Origin of the sequence: Ferrimonas marina (genome assembly GCF_900129905.1) — a bacterium.
GTDB classification, from domain to species: domain Bacteria; phylum Pseudomonadota; class Gammaproteobacteria; order Enterobacterales; family Shewanellaceae; genus Ferrimonas; species Ferrimonas marina.
The window spans coordinates 121715-136960 of record NZ_FQXG01000010.1; the positions used below are offsets into that span (position 1 = coordinate 121715).

A 15246-nucleotide genomic window follows, 5' to 3' on the forward strand; every position below is an offset into this window, starting at 1 on the left:
CCGGCGTTTATTTGTTGATTGCTCAGCGCGCTTGGATACTAGAACGGCACCCCCATGGCGCGACAGAGAAAGCGCATAAAGGGGTCGGCACCGGTGAAGGCTTCTTCCATCAGGTCCAGCAGTGGATCCCCCAGCACCTGCTCATCACTGAGCGCCATCACTCCGATGAAATCCTTACGCTTAAGATCCTCCAGCATCGGGTTGTCCTTGTCGTAACCCTTAGGGGGGCGGATCAGGCTGTCGCCCTGCAGCTCAAAACGGGTAATGAACTCACCGTCATCCCGGGCCGCCAGCCAGGGGATGGGGCTGGTGTCGATCGCCTCGCGGATCGCCGCCAACGCCTTGGGCTCCGGCCGCCAGGTGCCGACGCCCAGGAAAGACTGGCCCGGCTGAACATGCAGGTAATAGCCGGGAGCGTGCACATCCTTGCCCAGATCGTGGCGAAACTGGATGCCCACATTGAGCTTGATGGGGGCCTTGTCCTTGCTGAAGCGGGTGTCCCGGTAGGGGCGCATCAGCGAGCCGCCCACCTTCTTGGGGATGGCGCGAAAGCGCGGAGCAAACTGTTCCAGCCTTGGCGCAAAGCTGGCGATCAGATCCAGCGCCGGCCCGCGCACCAGGGCCTCGTAATCCGCCTTGTGCTGGTTGAACCACTCCCTTTCGTTATGGCTGGCCAGGGTTTGCAGAAAGCCCAGGCTGGCGGACGAGAAATAGGGGCCCTCGGTCATCGCGCTTTCCTCCCAAATTTTGTCGTGGGGTCTATTCTGGATCTTCACCACATTACACGTGGGACCGAAACGAATCGAACCTGAAACTGATCCCGGTCAACTCTTGTCCTACGCCGCGCTCCTATAGTCGAAAGGGACGGGAATCAGGACCAAGGAGGCGCGTATGCCCGCTCAACACACCGAACAGATTAGGAATATCGCCCTGCTGGGACACACCGGCAGTGGCAAATCCAGTCTAATCGAAGCCCTACTCTTCCGTGCGGAGGCAATCCATCACCGTGGCAGGGTCGACGACGGCACCAACCATGCCGACTTCACCGCCCAAGAGATCCAGCATCACCATAGCCTAGAAGCATCCTTCCTCTCACTCGACCACCAGAATCACCACATCAACCTTATCGACACCCCCGGACTGCCCGACTTCTTTGGCCGCGCCCAGATGGTGCTGCCGGCAGTGGAGAGTGTGTTGCTGGTAATCAACGCCGGTCGAGGCATCGAACCCATTACCCAACGCGCCTTCGAAGACGCCCGTCGCAACGGCAAGTCGATCCTTATTGTGATCAACCACATCGACGGCAACGAAGCGCAGCTGGCCGGGGTGCTGGACCAGATCCAGGTGCAGTTCGGACACGGCTGCCTGCCGCTGAACCTGCCCGCCGAAGATGGCAAATCCGTGGTGGATTGCTACTTCGAGCCGGACGACAACGCCGCCACCCTGTTTGGTGATGTAAAGAGCAGCCACGACGAGCTGATCGACACCGTGGTCGAGCAGGACGAAGCCCTGATGGAACTCTACCTGGAGCAGGACGAGTCAGTCGAGCCGGCCCAGTTGCATGCGCCGCTTGAGCAGGCCCTGCGCCAAGGTGAACTGGTACCGGTCTGCTTTGCCAGCGCCGAGGGCGACATCGGCATCGGCCACCTGCTCAAGGTGCTGGCCGAGGTGATGCCCAACCCGATGGAAGCCAACCCGCCGCAGTTCATCAATGGTTGGGGCGACGACGCCCAACCGGTGGAGATCAGCGCCGAGGCCGATGCCCATCTTCTGGCCCACGTGTTCCGCATCGCCATCGATCCCTTCCTGGGTCGACTGGGGGTATTCCGCATCCACCAGGGGCGGATGTTCACCGGTCAGAAGATCTTCGTTGGCACCGAGCGCAAGCCCATCAAGGTGACCCACCTGGTGAAGCTGCAGGGTAAGAAGCAGGTTGAGGTGCCCGAGGCACTGCCCGGCGACATCGTCGCCCTGGCCAAGATCGATGGCCTGGAAGTGGGGGCCATCCTGCACGACAACCATGAGGAGGATAACTTCCACATGGTGGAGACCACCCTGCCCCAGCCGCTGTTCGGCCTGGCCGTGCGTCCCAAGAAGCGCGGCGACGAACAGAAGCTGGCCGAGGTGCTGCACAAACTGGTGAGCGAGGATCCCAGCCTCAACATCCACCATGCCGCCGAAGAGAACCAGACGGTGCTGCAGGGGCTGGGGGATCTGCACGTCCAGATCGCCCTGGAGAAGGCCGAGAAGGTGTTCAACCTGGATATGGATACCGAGAAGCCCGCGGTGGCCTACCGGGAAACCATCTGCCAGGCCAGCGAAGCCCGCTACCGCCACAAGAAACAGACCGGCGGTGCCGGCCAGTTTGGCGAGGTGGAGCTGCGCATCGAGCCGATGCCTCGGGGCGCGGGCTTTGAGTTCGCCTCCAAGGTTGTGGGGGGTGCCATCCCCAGTCAGTTTATCCCCGCCGTGGAAAAGGGCGTGCTGGAGGCCATGAATGAAGGAGTGATCGGTGGTTTCCCCATGCAGGACATCCGGGTCACGGTGCTGGATGGCAAACATCACCCGGTAGACTCCAAGGAGATCGCCTTCCATATGGCCGGTAAGAAGGCCTTCCTGGAAGCGGTGCACCAGGCTCATCCGGTGATCCTTGAGCCCATCGTCGACATGCATGTGCAGGTGTCGCAGGACAAGGTGGGTGACATCACCGGCGACCTGAGTGCTCACCGGGCCATGGTGTGCGGCACCCAGGCGTTGGCCAACCAGCAGGTGGACATCAATGCCGAGGCGCCCCTGGCGGCCCTGGATGATTACGCCACCCGCCTTAAGGCGATGACCGGCGGTGAAGGACAGATGAGCATGGCCTTTGCCCGCTACGACGTGGTGCCGGATAACGTCCAGCAGCAGTTAGCCAGGCACTGATCTCACTGGTGAAGAGACGGCGGCCCCAGGGCCGCCGCTTGTTTTCCCCTTCCCGGGCCACTACCCTTTGGCCACGCTTTTTCGCATGAGAATCAATATGAAACATTGGCTAATCATGGCCATGCTGGTTCTGCTCAGCCCGCTGAGCTGGGCCAACAGCGCCGATCTGTTCCAGATCAAAGGGGTTAAATTGGGCCAGATGAGCGACGACGAGGGCCTCACCGGGATCACCGTGCTGCGCTTCGACGCCGGCGCCACCGCCTCGGTGGACGTGCGCGGTGCTGCCCCCGGCACCCGGGAAACCGATCTGCTCAAGCCAGAGAACCTGGTGGATAAGGTCCACGCCATCGTGCTCACCGGTGGCAGCGCCTTCGGCCTGGACGCCATGAGTGGCGTCGCCCACCAGCTGGAGAAAGAGGGGATCGGCTTCGATACCGGCGTGGCTTTTGTGCCCATCGTCACCGGCGCGGTGCTGTTTGATCTTGGCCTGGGTGACGCCAAATCCCGCCCGGACTTCGCCATGGGCGCCGCCGCCACCCGCGCGGCCAACCGGGAGAGCGCCCAACAGGGCAACGTCGGTGCCGGCACCGGTGCCAGCGTCGGCAAGATCCGTGGCATGGCCCACGCCACCAAGGCTGGCCTGGGGATCGCCACCCTGGCACTGGACAACGGCCTGGTGGTCTCCGCTGTGGTGGCGGTCAATGCCTGGGGCGATGTCTACGACCGTCAGGGCCAGATCCTGGCAGGCACCCGCAATGACGAAGGCACCGGCTATGTCTCCGGCACCGAGCTGATCATCCAGGGTGCGGCCGAGCCCGGCTTTGTCGGGCGTAACACCACCATCGGCGCCATCATCACCAACGCCACCCTGACCAAGTCCGAGGCCCTCAAGGTGGCGCAGATGGCCCACGATGGATACGGTCGGGCAATCCGCCCGGTGCACACCTTGAACGACGGCGACGCCATCTTCGCTGCCGGTACCGGTGAGATCGGCCCGGTCAACGTCAACAGCCTGGGGGTGATCGCCGCCGAGGTGATGGAGCAGGCGATCCATAACGCCATCGAGCAGGCCGAAGGGGCCGGTGGCCTGCCCGCAGCCCGCGATCTGATCAAGGTGGAAACCCAGTAGCGGTTGCGACCGGCTCTGCGCTGTGGGAGCTTGGCACTAAGACACCGCATGGGAGCCATGGATGAAGGCCCTGTTAGTGATGGCGATGATCGCAGCCCTGCTGGGCTTGATGTTCGCCCCGATGAAGCCGCTTTGAATAGTCGTGCTGGCGCTGCTGTTGGCGCTGGCACACCGCTATCCCATTCAGTACGACAGCCGCGAGCAGGTGGCCGTTAAGGCCCGGCAACCGCTGCGCTGGTGGGCCAGCCCCCTGCCCTATCTGGCCCTCATCGCCCTGCTGCTGGGTGCGCTCTCGCCATAGCGCCAGCAATGTTCGAAAAAGGCACCCAATGGGTGCCTTTTTGGTTTTCTGAGCCTTAGCCCTTAACCCTTCTTCGCCATCATCGCCTTGAGATCGGCAAAGGGGTTGTGGGTGGCGGCGTCGCGCTTGAGATCCTCGCCGGCCTCCAGGGTGCTGCCATACTGGGCCGCCTGGGTGTACTTCTCATGCTCATTGTCATGACAGAACAGGCACAGCAGCTCCCAGTTGGAACCATCGCTGGGGTTGTTGGTGTGGTCATGATCGATGTGGTGCACCGTCAGCTCACGCAGGTTGGAGTATTGGAACTCCCGGGCACAGCGGCCGCACACCCAGGGAAACAGCTTCAACGCCTTGTCGCGGTAGCCCTGCTCCAGCGAGGCGTAATTCTTCGGGATGATGGCCATAGCGGTTCTCCAATAAGGACATTGCCGCCACTATACCAAAGTCATCGGCCTTAGCGAGGCTGGCGGCACGGTTAGGCCAGGGCGGCACCGAACAGGTGGGGATGGGCCGCCAGCAGCGTCAGGTACAGCCCCAGTGCCAGCATTGCCAGCCACAGCTCGTGGCGGCTGCCCAATCGTCCCCGCCGCAGCCGGGCCCGCACCCCGCGCCGATCCTGGCGCCAGATGCTGATCAGGCTGTACAGGGCGAAGCTGCCGAACAGCAGAAAGGCGTTCTCCTCGCCGTTGGCCAGCAGGTGGGCGCTGGCCCAACAGAGGATACCCAGGGATTGAGGGTGGGCGGTGCGGGCGGTGATCTTGCCCCCCAGCACCGACGCCAGGATCAGGTAGCAGGAGAGCAGCATCAGCAAGGGCGCGATATGGCGGGTCCACAAGGGTGGGTACCAGAGCAGCCCATCCGGCGCCTTGGGCATGGCCCAGATCATCAGGCCCAACCCCGCCACGCTGAGCAGGGAGAACAGCCCCTTGTAGGGCCCCTCACCGATGGCGGCTTTGAGCCGAACCATTGGCGGCGTTCCCACCAGCAGGTGGGGCACAAAAAACAGCAACAGTCCGAGGATCAGTGGCGTCATGGCGACACTCCTTTGCTTCCAGTGCTTTCCTGCAAACACCGCGCAGTGCCGCCCCCTGTGACTCAGCCTGCGTCGGCGCGAGACTTCCTGTTAGAACTTCTTCGGGGCAAAGCCGGTCATCTGCTCCAGACCCAGCTGACGGCCCAGCGCGGTCATCGGGTGCACCACCACCAGGCCACGGACCGACTTCTTCAGCTTGCCCAGATCAGCCTGTTCGGCCTTGGTCAGCACCCGCTTAAAAGGCAGCGAGGTGGTCTTCTTGCCTTCCTGGTCCAGGCGACGGTTCTGGGTGGTCTTGATGCTGTCGATGCGCTTGTTGAGGGCCTTCACCTCCTCGTTAAAGCGATCGATCATCGGTTGGTCACCGCGACCGTGGGCGGCGTCCAGTTTGCGCTTGGCGGCGCTGAGCTTGTTGCTCAGTTGGTGCAGTTCCTGTTTCAGGCTCATGGGATTCCAACAAATATGGGGGAAACAATCCGACAGTATACCACCGACACTGAACCGGCCTCGTATCGAGCGTCACGCCCCAACAAACAAAAGGGCCTGTTCACCGTAGTAAACAGGCCCAGCGTTAACAACGGCTCAGGTTTAGAACTGGAAACCGCTGTCGGTGATCTCCACCTGCTCCACCTGACCATAGCGCTCAGCAATGGGGCGGATCGCCTCCGCTTTGCCCACCATCACAAACTGCAGGTTGTCCTTGGGGAAGTGACGCTCAATCAGCGCCTGGGCCTTATCCAAGGTCAGGCCGTCCACTTCGGCCTGGAAGGCGTTGATCTGCTCCGGCCCCAGGCCATAGAGGTGCATCTGGGACAGCAGCCCCGCCAGTTGATCCGAGGTCTCAAAGCGAGGCGGGAACTGGCCCTTCACGTAGGCCTTGGCGGAATCCAGGGTGGCCTGGTCCAGCCCCTGGGTCCACAGCCGACGGTAGGTAGTGAGAGCCAAATCCACCGCCTCCTTGGTGGTCTCGGTGGCGGTGAAGGTGCTGATCACGAAGCTGCCGTGCTGCCCCAGGGTGCTGAAGCGGGAGCGCGCACCGTAAGTCAGGCCGGCATTGACCCGCAGCTCATCGTTGAGCCAGGAGGTGAAGCGCCCACCCAGCACGGTGTTGACCACCTGCAAACCGACGTAGTCGGGATCGGTGCGGGGGATCCCCGGGCCGCCGATCATAAAGGTGGTTTCGCGGGCATCAGACTTGTTCACCAGCAGTACCCGGGCCTGCTCCGGGGTCGATACCGGCTGGGTCAGATCCGGCGGGGTCGGGGTGTCGTTATCGCGCCAGCGACCAAAGCTGCGTTCCACCAGGGCCAGCATCTCGTCCCGGTCAAAGTCACCCACCACCACCAGGGCGGTGTTACCGGGCTGATACCAGCTGCCATGGAACATCTTCAGATCGAAGGCGTCCAGCACCGAGACCGATTCCGCTTCCCCCATCGCCGCATTGGCGTAGGGGTGGCTGCCGTAGAACAGGCTATCGAAGTAGCTGCCCACCACGGCCCGCGGCTGCTCCTTTTGCTGGGCCAGCTGGGCGACGTAACGATCCCGGGCCTTCTTCACCTCGCCACTGGGGAAGCGCGGCTGGGTCAGTACCTCCGCCATCAGCGGCAGCATGGTCTCCATATCCTTGGCCAGGAAGCGGCCATTGAGGGTGGTGCCCTCCTTGCCGCTGTAGGCCTGCAGATCCGCACCCAGGCTTTCAATCGCCTGCTCCAGCACCACCTTGTTGGTGGTGGTGGTGCCCAGCAGCAGGCCCTCGGCGGTCAGGGCCGCCATGCCCGGCTCGCTGTCGTTGACCGCCCCGGCCCGCACCACCGCCGAGGCGGTGATGATCGGCACCTGGTGGCGCGCCATCAGGTAGAGGGTCAGGCCGTTGCTGAGGGTCACCACCTCGTATTCCGGCAGGTTAAAGGCCGGGCCCTCGGCCTTGGGCTTGGGCGCAACAAAGGGGGCTGCTTCAGCGGCCGGGGCATTGGTGGCGACGCTCTCACCGGAGGGCGCCTGGGTGGCGGCACAGGCGGTCAGTGCCAGGGTGGTTAAACCAATCCATACGCGCTTCATTGGTCACTGTCCTCTTGTGCGGCCAGCACACCCACGGTGCGCTGGGATTTGATCAGGTAGGTTTGGGCGACGCGCTGGATATCCGCGGCGGTCACCGCCTGGTAGGCCTCCGGAGTCGCGTACAGCTTGCGGTAATCGCCAAAGAACAGCTCGTAGGTGCCCAGGGTGTTGGCCTGGCCATTGATGGTCTCCATGCTCTCGTAGAAGGCCATCAGCTTGCGGTTCTTCACCTTGGCCAGCTCCATCTCGCTCACCGGCTCGGTGGCCAGACGATTCACCTCGTTGATCATCGCCTGCTCCAGGGCCGTGGCATCGGCGCTGGGGTTGGTCACCGCGTAGAGGTAAAACAGGTTGGGATCGAAGCTCATCGGCATGTAGCCATCCACCGACAGGGCCAGCGGCTGCTCATCCACCAGCGCCCGGTTGAGGCGGGCGGAGTTGCCATCCACCAGGATGGAAAGGGCCATCTCCAGGGCGAAGTAATCCTCATGACGGGTGGCCGGTACCTTGTAGGCCAACATCAGGTTGGGGGTGGACGCCGACGGCTTCTGCACATAGACCCGGCGCTCGCCGCTCTGCTTGGGCTCCACCGTGCGAATGGCCGGCGGTGGGGTCTGCGCCGGGATCGGGCCGAAGTACTGCTCGGCCAGGCGCTTCACCTCGGCGGTGTCCACCGCGCCGACGATCACCACCACCGCGTTGTTGGGGGCGTAATAGATGCGGTGGAACTCGGTCAGGTCTTCCAGGGTCCAGGCGTGGATGTCGGACTCATGGCCGATCACCGGCCAGCTGTAGGGGTGAGCTCGGAAAGCAGTGGCCTTGACCTCCTCCTGCAGCATCCGCCAGTTGGAGTTTTCCAATCCGGTCAGTCGCTCGGACACCACCACACCGCGCTCGCTCTCTACCACCTCTGGGTCGATATCCAGGTGACCGATGCGATCGGCCTCAAGGCTGAAGATCACCTCCAGCGCGTTGGCGGGGAACCAGTCGGTGTAAACCGTCAGATTCTCGGTGGTGTAGGCGTTGTTGGCGCCCCCGGCGGCTTCCATGGTGCGGTCAAACATCTTGGGACCGTAGTTCCTGGAGCCGTTGAACATCATGTGTTCGAAGAAGTGGGCCAGGCCGGTGGTGCCCGGCGCCTCGTCACGGGAGCCGACCTTCCAGAACAGGTACATGTTGGCATTCGGGATGGTGTCGTTCTCCACCACCATCACGGTCATGCCGTTGTCGAGCGTAAAGGTCTGGGTGGTGTCTTCGACGGCACCGAGGGGCAGTGCCAGCAAAGCCACCACGCCCACCAGGGCAGAGCGGATCCCCATAATCGTCTCCTACGAAATATTCTACTTGTGGGTACAGCAGCGGTACCGGGTCTCTTTAGTCTGACCCAACTACCGGAAAAACGTTCTATCTCAGTCTTTAAGCCAATCTTTCTGGCTCAGTTCCCAGCACTGCCAGCGACCATGCTGATCCTCAAACTCACCTATCTGAGAAAAGCCCAGCCGGGCCAGCAGGCGCAGCGAGGCCTGGTTCTCACAGCGGGCGCGGCCCACCACCTTATCCAGCCGGTAATGCGCAAAGGCCAGCTGCAGCGACAGCCTGGCGGCTTCCCCCGCCAGCCCCTGGCCCCACAGCGCCCGGGGCAAGCGGAACCCTAAGTCGACCTCGCCCTCACAGTGTCTTAATCCACAGAAGCCGGCATAGCGGCCGTCGCTGAGGTAGAGGGTCCAGCGGCCAAAGTCGTGGCGGCGGTAGTGGTCATAATCGCGCAGAAACGCCTGGCACTGGGCGAGGCTGGCAAAGGGCGGATCGCCGGTGAAGCGCATCACCTCGGGATCGGCGTTCATCGCCAGAAAGCCCTCTGCGTCGGCCGGGTCGAATCGGTGCAGACTCAACCTTGGCCCCTGGGCCACCCGCAAGCCGGCCATCAGTGCCGATCTCCCAGTGGATAGCCCACCGGGTCAAACAGCGCCCGGCCCTGGGCCAAGGCCTCGGCGGCGCCCTCATCCTCCGGCTCGGCCCGATCTAGCTGGCGTACCAGCTCCGGCGCCAGCTGCCAGATCGCCTCCGCCAGCTCGCTGCCCTTGGGGGCATAGCGGTAGGCGCCATGCAGCAGCTGTGCTGCTTCCGCCAGGTCCCGGTCCGGTACCTCACCGTCGAAGTGGGCCAGGGCCAGCTCGAACATCGCCCGGGGCAGGCGGCCGAAACGGATCGCCTCGCGGTAGAGCGACGCGGCGGCCGCCGGGTTGGCCTCCACCCCATCACCATCAAGGGTGCGCTGAGCCAGATCCGCCAGCGCCTCCGGGTAGTGCTGCTCCGCCGCCTGGCGCAGCCATTGCAGCGCCGATTCCGGCTCGGCGTTACCGCCCTCGCCGGCAAACAGCATCACCGCCAGTTGGTACTGGGCATGGGGATAGCCCGCCTGAGCCCCCTGCTCGGCGTAGTGCCGGGCCCGTTGCCAGTCCGGTTGCCCCAGGCTGCCTTGGTAGTAGAGCACCGCCAGGTTGGCCATCGCTTCGGGCTGATCCTGCTCCACCGCCGCCAGCAGGTAGCGCTCCGCCAGGGCCGGATCCAGGGCGTGGCCATGGCTGCCGGTCTGGGCAAAGTAGCCCAGCAGCGCCAGGGCATCGGCATTGCCGGCCTCGGCGGCGGCCTGGATCAGGGCCAGACTGCCCTCCCCTTCGCCGTAGCCATGCAGCAGTGCCACCCCATGCTCAAACCGGGCGCCGGCGTGGCGATCGGCGGCGCGAGCGAACCAGTGGGCGGCCTGGCGCAGATCGTCCTGGGACGGCTCCAGATCCACCGAGGTGCTGTTGTTGGCCAGGGCAAAGGAGTGTTCGCGCTGACGCTTCATCAGACCACGGGACTTGAGCGACAAGCCCACCAGGTATTGCGCCTCGGCGTCGTCCTGCATCACTGCGCGGTAGCACAGCTCGCGGCCTGCCTCGGCGTCCACCGGCTCAAACTGCCAGTGGGGGGCGGGCTGGCCGGTCAGCAGCGGGAACAGCTCTGCTGCCAGCCGGGCGGTGTCCTTGACGCTCTTGGCCGCCAACTGGACCAGCTGCTCAGGCGACAGCCGGTATTTCTCCGGGTGGGCGCCCTTGTTGCCGTCGTTGCGCAGCTTGTGCAGCTTGCGGGCCAGTCGCATGTCGATCTGCTTGCCCTTGGCCAGCTGCTCGATCCGGTCATACAAATTCTTGCTGCGAAACTCCACCTCGGCCCGGCGCCCCAGCTCGGTGGTGATCTTGTGCGCCACCGAACGCAGGTGCACCAGCGCATAGGTGGGCACATCCAGGCAGTAGTTGCGGGCCAGCTGGTAATCGTCCACTAGTTGACGATCCAGCTGTCGGATCAATTCCAGGTCGTTCATGGTGCACTCGCAGGGGCAGTGGTTGGCTTCAGTGTGTCATTGTCATCCCGGCGGGCCAAGCGCCGGGCCAGGATCCCCTGTCGGTGACGCCCCAGGGGGTAGCGCCAGGCCAGGGCCATCATCGGCAGCAGCAGCAAACAGGGCCAGGCGACAAAGCCGAGCTTCAGCCCCCATACCGCTTTGCCACTAACCGCCGCCTTGCCGCTGAAACCCAGTGCCGCGGGGATGGCCAGGGCGATGGCGCCGCCCACGCCCTGGCACAACTTGGTCACCAGGGCCTGGAAGGCAAACAGGATGGCGGCGCGGTCCTCGCCGGTACGCCAGCGGTCGTAATCCACCAGATCCGCCAGCAGGGAGGGCAACACCAGGGAGGAGAGCCCAAGGAACAGGCCAAACAGGGCCATCAGCACGATCATCGGTGCCAGCGAGGCGGGGCCCGGCTGCAGGGTCGAGATCGCCAGCAGGCAGCTGATGATGCCGATACCGGACAGGGTCCAGGCCCGGTGCTTCTCCACCCGACGCAGCACCCACAGCCACAGTGGCAGGCCCAGCGCCATCGCCAGGGTCATCGGCATGGCGATCTTGGCGATGGCATCGCCATGACCCAGGTAGAAATTGGCATAGATGACAAACAGCGAGGCGACCGCACCGGTGGCCAGGCCAAACAGCACCTGGGTCAGCAAGAAGTAGCGCAACAGCGGCAGCTGCAACAGCACACGGTAAAGGTCTTTCACACCGGGGCGGCGCACCGTATGGGTTCGCGGCTCCGCCACGCCCCACCAGAGCAAGAGAAGAAACAGCGGCAGCGCCAGGCCAATCACCCAGGCGAGGATACGAAACGCCTCGGGGGTAAAGCCATGATGGCCCAGCACCAGCATGGGGGTGGCCATAAACAGCAGACCACCGACAAAGCCCAGCAGCTGACGCCACAGTACCACCCGGCTGCGCTCATGGTAATCGGAGCTCAGCTCCGCCCCCATGGCACTATGGGGGATCTCCACCAGGGTCCAGCCCAGGGTGACCAGTAGGTACCAGCCGAGAAGGTGGCCCATGCCCGCCTCTGTGCCGGGCTGATAGAGCGGCCACAGGCCCAGCAGGATCACCCCCACCCCCAGCAGCATCCAGGGCTTGCGCCGACCGGAGCGATCCGACAGCCAGCCGATCAGCGGATCGGTGATGCCGTCGAACACTCGGGCCACCAGGGTGGCGGTTGCCAGCCCTGCCGCCGTCACCGCGGTGTACTCCAGGTAGAAGGCTGGCAGCATCGCCGCGGTGGGCGACATCAGCATCGACAGCGGCAGGTTGAGCAGGGCAAACCAGAGCAGCTGCCGACGGGGCAAGCGGGTCATCCCGGTTTAGGCCCCTTGCTGCGGCTGCATGATGCTGGCGCTTTCCTCATTGGCCATGTTGGCCAGCTCCTTGTCGATCAGGTACAGGCCCTGACCATCACCGCCTACAAGCTCGATCTTATCGATGATCGACTTGAACAGCTTCTCCTCCTCGTGCTGCTCGGCCACGTACCACTGCAGGAAGTTAAAGGTGGAGTAGTCCTGGTTGCTAAAGGCAGTATGGGCCAGCTCGTTGATCTTACGGGTCACCAACTGCTCATGCTGGTAGGTCTGCTCGAACAGACCGGCGAGGGAGTCGAACTGGTGCGGCGGCGCCTGGATCGCGCCCAGCAGGGGGATGCCACCGGCTTCAGTTACGTAGGTAAACAGCCGACGCATGTGCTCCATCTCCTCGTCAGCGTGTGCCTTGAGGAAGCCCGCCGCCCCCTCGAATCCCTTGTCATCGCACCAGGCGCTCATCTGCAGATAGAGGTTAGAGGAGAAAAACTCCAGGTTAATCTGCTCGTTGAGCTTATCGATCATGGCTTGGGACAGCATGGGTAACTCCTTGTTCGTCTTTGCTTTATCAATCCATTGGCCATTGTGACAAGGGAGACGGAGGGATTCAAAGCCTGACGTGAGCCGGCTGCCAACACATCAGCGTCAGCGGCTGGCGCTGGGCGTAAGCACGGTAGGGACCCTCGATGGCCGCGGGCGCCGCCGACACCGGCTCAAATCCCCGCTGCTGGTACCAGGGGGCCAGCGCTGCCAGGGCAAAGCACCACAAGGGTTCGGCCCGCTGCGCCAGGGCAAACCTGAGCAGTTCGGTGGCGATGCCCTGCCGGCGCAGCTCGGGCGATACTAACATCGCCCGCAACAGCCAGTGGCCGTCCCTAGGGCTGATGCGCAAGGCGGCGATGATCTGCCCATCTAACCGGGCCACCGCAACCTGCTCGTCACCCCGTACCTTCTCCTTGCTGCCCTGGCTGCGGTAAAAGGCGGAGGCAAGCGGGGCCTGGGGCGCCTTCAGCCACTCACACTCAACGGGCGGCCTGGACATAGACATCGAAGCGATTCTTCTTGGTGGCGATCACCATGGTGGGGGCCTGCCCCGCCAGGTCTTCGGCGTAATCCGGTCGCTTCACCACTACCCGCTTGCTGGCCAGCGCCAACGCCGGGGCCAACAGGCCATCGGCATCGGGATCCGCCCCCACCAGGTCCTGGAACAGCCGCATCTCCTTTTTCACCTGGGCCGATTTGGCCCGGTGCGGGTACATGGGGTCGAGGTACACCACCTCCGGCTGCAGGGTCAGCTGGCTTAATGCCTCCAGGCTGTTGCCCGGCAACAGGGTGATGCGCTCTCGCACCCAGGGGCCGATCTCCGCATCGGCCGCAGCCCGCCGCAATCCATCCTCCAGCAGGGCCGCCACCACCGGGTGGCGCTCCAGCATGGTGACCTGGCAGCCGAGGCTGGCCAGGACAAAGGCGTCCCGGCCCAGGCCCGCAGTGGCGTCGAGCACCGTGGGGGTGGCACCGCTTTTCAGCCCCACCGCCTTGGCGATGGACTGGCCGCGGCCGCCCCCAAACTTGCGCCGATGGCCGGAGGCGCCGCCAACCCAATCCACCTCCACCGCGCCCATCTTGGGCTGCTGGCGATCCTGCACCCCCAGGCGGTCCTGGTCGAAGCTCAGCTGAAAACGCGCCGACGCGTCGTGCTGCAATCCCCAGCGCTGGGCGATGGGTTGCAGGGCTTCAAGGTGGTCAGGATCAAGGTAGATGGGGGTCATAGTCCGGCTTTGGCTTGGCGATGATGGCGGGGAGTATAACCCAAGGCTTGCGGCGGTTGCGGATCAAAAAAGGCCGGACAATGCCGGCCTTTTTGCTGCGCTTCGCCTTAGGCTGCGTCTTCGGACAACAGCGGGCTGGCCAGCTGCAGATCCGAATGCGCCAGCGCTTCCACGCAGCGCTGCTGCCAGCCGGCGTCCGGCTTCGGCAGCCCGGCAGCGGTCAGCATCGCCACCAGCGCTTCCATCATCACCAGGTCGTCGCCCAGCACCTTGGCCGGGGCCAGGGTCTGGCGAGAGCTTTGCAGCTGGATACCCACCATCAGGGCGCGGCCACGCTCGGCCAGCAGCTCCAGCTGGGCTTCATCCAGCGCACTGTTGGCGGAGGCCAGCACCTGCTTGAGGGCATCGCCCAGCTCGTTGACCGACTGACGCAGCGCAATCTGGCGCTGATCGGCGGCACGACGCCACAGCTCGCTGTAGCTCACCAGCATCTCCAGCTGGGCCAGGACCTCGTCCTGCACCAGGCGGGTACGCTCAGACAGCAGCAGAACCACGAACTGTTCCAACGGGGACAGCGGCATCTCCTGAACCTGCTTGAACCAGATCTGACGACGCTGCAGGGCCACCTGGACCAGCGCGGCCATCATGTCCTCTTTGCTGAGGAAGTGGCCGTACAAAGTACCGACGGAACATTCGGCAACACGCGCCACATCCGCCATACGAAAATCCAGTGCCCCTTTACTGCGCGCAGTGCTCAATGCGGCAGTGAGGATCCTTTGCTCACGGGATTTGAACAATTCCGACTTGTTCATCTTTATTATTCCTTTCGATGTTTACCCAACTGGCGGAAGTCCATTGCTCACTCCTTCCGCAGTCCACCCGGGAATATCAAAGCAAAATCACCTTCATCTATCTGAGGGTCCGATCACAGTAATCAACCAATTATTCTTTTTTTACATATACTTGCGAGTATATTCTCAGGAAAAGTACGCCTTTTTTGTCATGGTCGTCCGGATAAAACCGTGTTAGGGCAAACGGTCGCAGCGCAAGAAGAACAGACGAACCAACTTTGTGGTTTGGGGCAAAGAAAGGGAAAAGGGGTTCAGGGCAGGGCCGAGATGGCCAGATAGGGCAGCATGATCAGCAGCCCGGCGGCGCCGAGGATCCCCGGCTCGAAGCTCAGCGCCCCCCGGTAGAGTGGCTCAATCAGGTTAACGCTGAGCAACAGGGCGTAGGCCACCAGCATCAACCCGAGGGCATACATCCCTTTGTACACGCCTATCCAGCGGCGCCAAACAGCATCCATAGCTTCCTCACAACG

At 63.5% G+C, this 15246-nt stretch carries 17 protein-coding genes; 3 read left to right on the plus strand and 14 right to left on the minus strand.

Features of this window, described 5'->3' with window-relative positions; all coding sequences use genetic code 11:
* Positions 1-38 precede the first annotated feature (38 nt).
* Entirely contained in the window at positions 39-728 is a 690-nt protein-coding gene (locus BUC04_RS21060; protein ID WP_067661343.1) for a DUF2461 domain-containing protein, read from the minus strand.
* Between the two features lie 163 nt (positions 729-891).
* On the opposite strand from BUC04_RS21060, the gene fusA reads away from it, so the two are divergent.
* The 3 genes from fusA (at position 892) to BUC04_RS24055 (ending at position 4352) form a co-directional block, all read left to right on the plus strand.
* Positions 892-2922 carry an elongation factor G gene (gene fusA, locus BUC04_RS21065; RefSeq protein WP_067661341.1) on the plus strand — a complete coding sequence of 677 codons (2031 nt, stop codon included), beginning with the start codon at positions 892-894 and terminating at the stop codon, positions 2920-2922.
* A gap of 97 nt (positions 2923-3019) precedes the next feature.
* Complete coding sequence (locus tag BUC04_RS21070; RefSeq protein ID WP_082766707.1) at positions 3020-4051, plus strand: P1 family peptidase; 1032 nt, start codon at positions 3020-3022, stop codon at positions 4049-4051.
* Between the two features lie 142 nt (positions 4052-4193).
* On the plus strand, positions 4194-4352 hold the full coding sequence (locus tag BUC04_RS24055) for a hypothetical protein (protein ID WP_156480010.1): 159 nt from the start codon (positions 4194-4196) through the stop codon (positions 4350-4352).
* A gap of 62 nt (positions 4353-4414) precedes the next feature.
* Here BUC04_RS24055 and BUC04_RS21075 read toward each other — a convergent pair whose 3' ends face one another.
* The 13 genes from BUC04_RS21075 to BUC04_RS23795 form a co-directional block, all read right to left on the minus strand.
* Positions 4415-4756: a YajD family HNH nuclease gene (locus BUC04_RS21075; protein ID WP_067661339.1), complete on the minus strand. Its 342-nt coding sequence runs from the start codon at positions 4754-4756 to the stop codon at positions 4415-4417.
* A gap of 71 nt (positions 4757-4827) precedes the next feature.
* Positions 4828-5385, minus strand: coding sequence for an NnrU family protein (locus tag BUC04_RS21080; protein WP_067661337.1), 558 nt, complete (start codon positions 5383-5385; stop codon positions 4828-4830).
* A 90-nt stretch (positions 5386-5475) separates the two neighbouring features.
* The gene (locus BUC04_RS21085; protein ID WP_067661335.1) at positions 5476-5832 is read right to left on the minus strand and encodes a YibL family ribosome-associated protein; all 357 of its coding nucleotides are present in this window, start codon (positions 5830-5832) and stop codon (positions 5476-5478) included.
* Positions 5833-5973: 141 nt separating this feature from the next.
* On the minus strand, positions 5974-7443 hold the full coding sequence (locus BUC04_RS21090; RefSeq protein ID WP_067661333.1) for a M16 family metallopeptidase: 1470 nt from the start codon (positions 7441-7443) through the stop codon (positions 5974-5976).
* Complete coding sequence (locus BUC04_RS21095) at positions 7440-8762, minus strand: M16 family metallopeptidase (protein ID WP_067661331.1); 1323 nt, start codon at positions 8760-8762, stop codon at positions 7440-7442. Before BUC04_RS21095 ends, BUC04_RS21090 begins: the two co-directional genes overlap by 4 nt.
* A 90-nt stretch (positions 8763-8852) precedes the next feature.
* Entirely contained in the window at positions 8853-9335 is a 483-nt protein-coding gene (locus BUC04_RS21100) for a GNAT family N-acetyltransferase (protein ID WP_159437716.1), read from the minus strand.
* 32 nt (positions 9336-9367) lie between these two features.
* Entirely contained in the window at positions 9368-10810 is a 1443-nt protein-coding gene (locus BUC04_RS21105; protein ID WP_067661327.1) for a DUF4145 domain-containing protein, read from the minus strand.
* The gene (locus BUC04_RS21110) at positions 10807-12159 is read right to left on the minus strand and encodes an MFS transporter (protein WP_067661325.1); all 1353 of its coding nucleotides are present in this window, start codon (positions 12157-12159) and stop codon (positions 10807-10809) included. Before BUC04_RS21110 ends, BUC04_RS21105 begins: the two co-directional genes overlap by 4 nt.
* Positions 12160-12165: 6 nt before the next feature.
* Entirely contained in the window at positions 12166-12696 is a 531-nt protein-coding gene (gene ftnA, locus BUC04_RS21115; protein WP_067661323.1) for a non-heme ferritin, read from the minus strand.
* 67 nt (positions 12697-12763) lie between these two features.
* Positions 12764-13204 (minus strand): GNAT family N-acetyltransferase, encoded by a 441-nt coding sequence (locus BUC04_RS21120; protein WP_082766706.1) that lies wholly within the window; start codon positions 13202-13204, stop codon positions 12764-12766.
* On the minus strand, positions 13179-13925 hold the full coding sequence (locus tag BUC04_RS21125; RefSeq protein WP_067661319.1) for a class I SAM-dependent methyltransferase: 747 nt from the start codon (positions 13923-13925) through the stop codon (positions 13179-13181). Before BUC04_RS21125 ends, BUC04_RS21120 begins: the two co-directional genes overlap by 26 nt.
* Positions 13926-14032: 107 nt before the next feature.
* On the minus strand, positions 14033-14737 hold the full coding sequence (locus BUC04_RS21130; RefSeq protein WP_067661318.1) for a TetR/AcrR family transcriptional regulator: 705 nt from the start codon (positions 14735-14737) through the stop codon (positions 14033-14035).
* A gap of 290 nt (positions 14738-15027) precedes the next feature.
* On the minus strand, positions 15028-15231 hold the full coding sequence (locus BUC04_RS23795) for a hypothetical protein (protein ID WP_143165830.1): 204 nt from the start codon (positions 15229-15231) through the stop codon (positions 15028-15030).
* Positions 15232-15246: the final 15 nt, after the last annotated feature.

Coding starts and splice junctions, on each gene's coding strand:
- BUC04_RS21060 (WP_067661343.1), bottom strand. CDS start 728: ATGACCGAGGGCCCCTATTTCTCGTCCGCCAGCCTGGGCTTTCTGCAA.
- fusA (WP_067661341.1), top strand. CDS start 892: ATGCCCGCTCAACACACCGAACAGATTAGGAATATCGCCCTGCTGGGA.
- BUC04_RS21070 (WP_082766707.1), top strand. CDS start 3,020: ATGAAACATTGGCTAATCATGGCCATGCTGGTTCTGCTCAGCCCGCTG.
- BUC04_RS21075 (WP_067661339.1), bottom strand. CDS start 4,756: ATGGCCATCATCCCGAAGAATTACGCCTCGCTGGAGCAGGGCTACCGC.
- BUC04_RS21080 (WP_067661337.1), bottom strand. CDS start 5,385: ATGACGCCACTGATCCTCGGACTGTTGCTGTTTTTTGTGCCCCACCTG.
- BUC04_RS21085 (WP_067661335.1), bottom strand. CDS start 5,832: ATGAGCCTGAAACAGGAACTGCACCAACTGAGCAACAAGCTCAGCGCC.
- BUC04_RS21090 (WP_067661333.1), bottom strand. CDS start 7,443: ATGAAGCGCGTATGGATTGGTTTAACCACCCTGGCACTGACCGCCTGT.
- BUC04_RS21095 (WP_067661331.1), bottom strand. CDS start 8,762: ATGGGGATCCGCTCTGCCCTGGTGGGCGTGGTGGCTTTGCTGGCACTG.
- BUC04_RS21105 (WP_067661327.1), bottom strand. CDS start 10,810: ATGAACGACCTGGAATTGATCCGACAGCTGGATCGTCAACTAGTGGAC.
- BUC04_RS21110 (WP_067661325.1), bottom strand. CDS start 12,159: ATGACCCGCTTGCCCCGTCGGCAGCTGCTCTGGTTTGCCCTGCTCAAC.
- ftnA (WP_067661323.1), bottom strand. CDS start 12,696: ATGCTGTCCCAAGCCATGATCGATAAGCTCAACGAGCAGATTAACCTG.
- BUC04_RS21120 (WP_082766706.1), bottom strand. CDS start 13,204: ATGTCTATGTCCAGGCCGCCCGTTGAGTGTGAGTGGCTGAAGGCGCCC.
- BUC04_RS21125 (WP_067661319.1), bottom strand. CDS start 13,925: ATGACCCCCATCTACCTTGATCCTGACCACCTTGAAGCCCTGCAACCC.
- BUC04_RS21130 (WP_067661318.1), bottom strand. CDS start 14,737: ATGAACAAGTCGGAATTGTTCAAATCCCGTGAGCAAAGGATCCTCACT.
- BUC04_RS23795 (WP_143165830.1), bottom strand. CDS start 15,231: ATGGATGCTGTTTGGCGCCGCTGGATAGGCGTGTACAAAGGGATGTAT.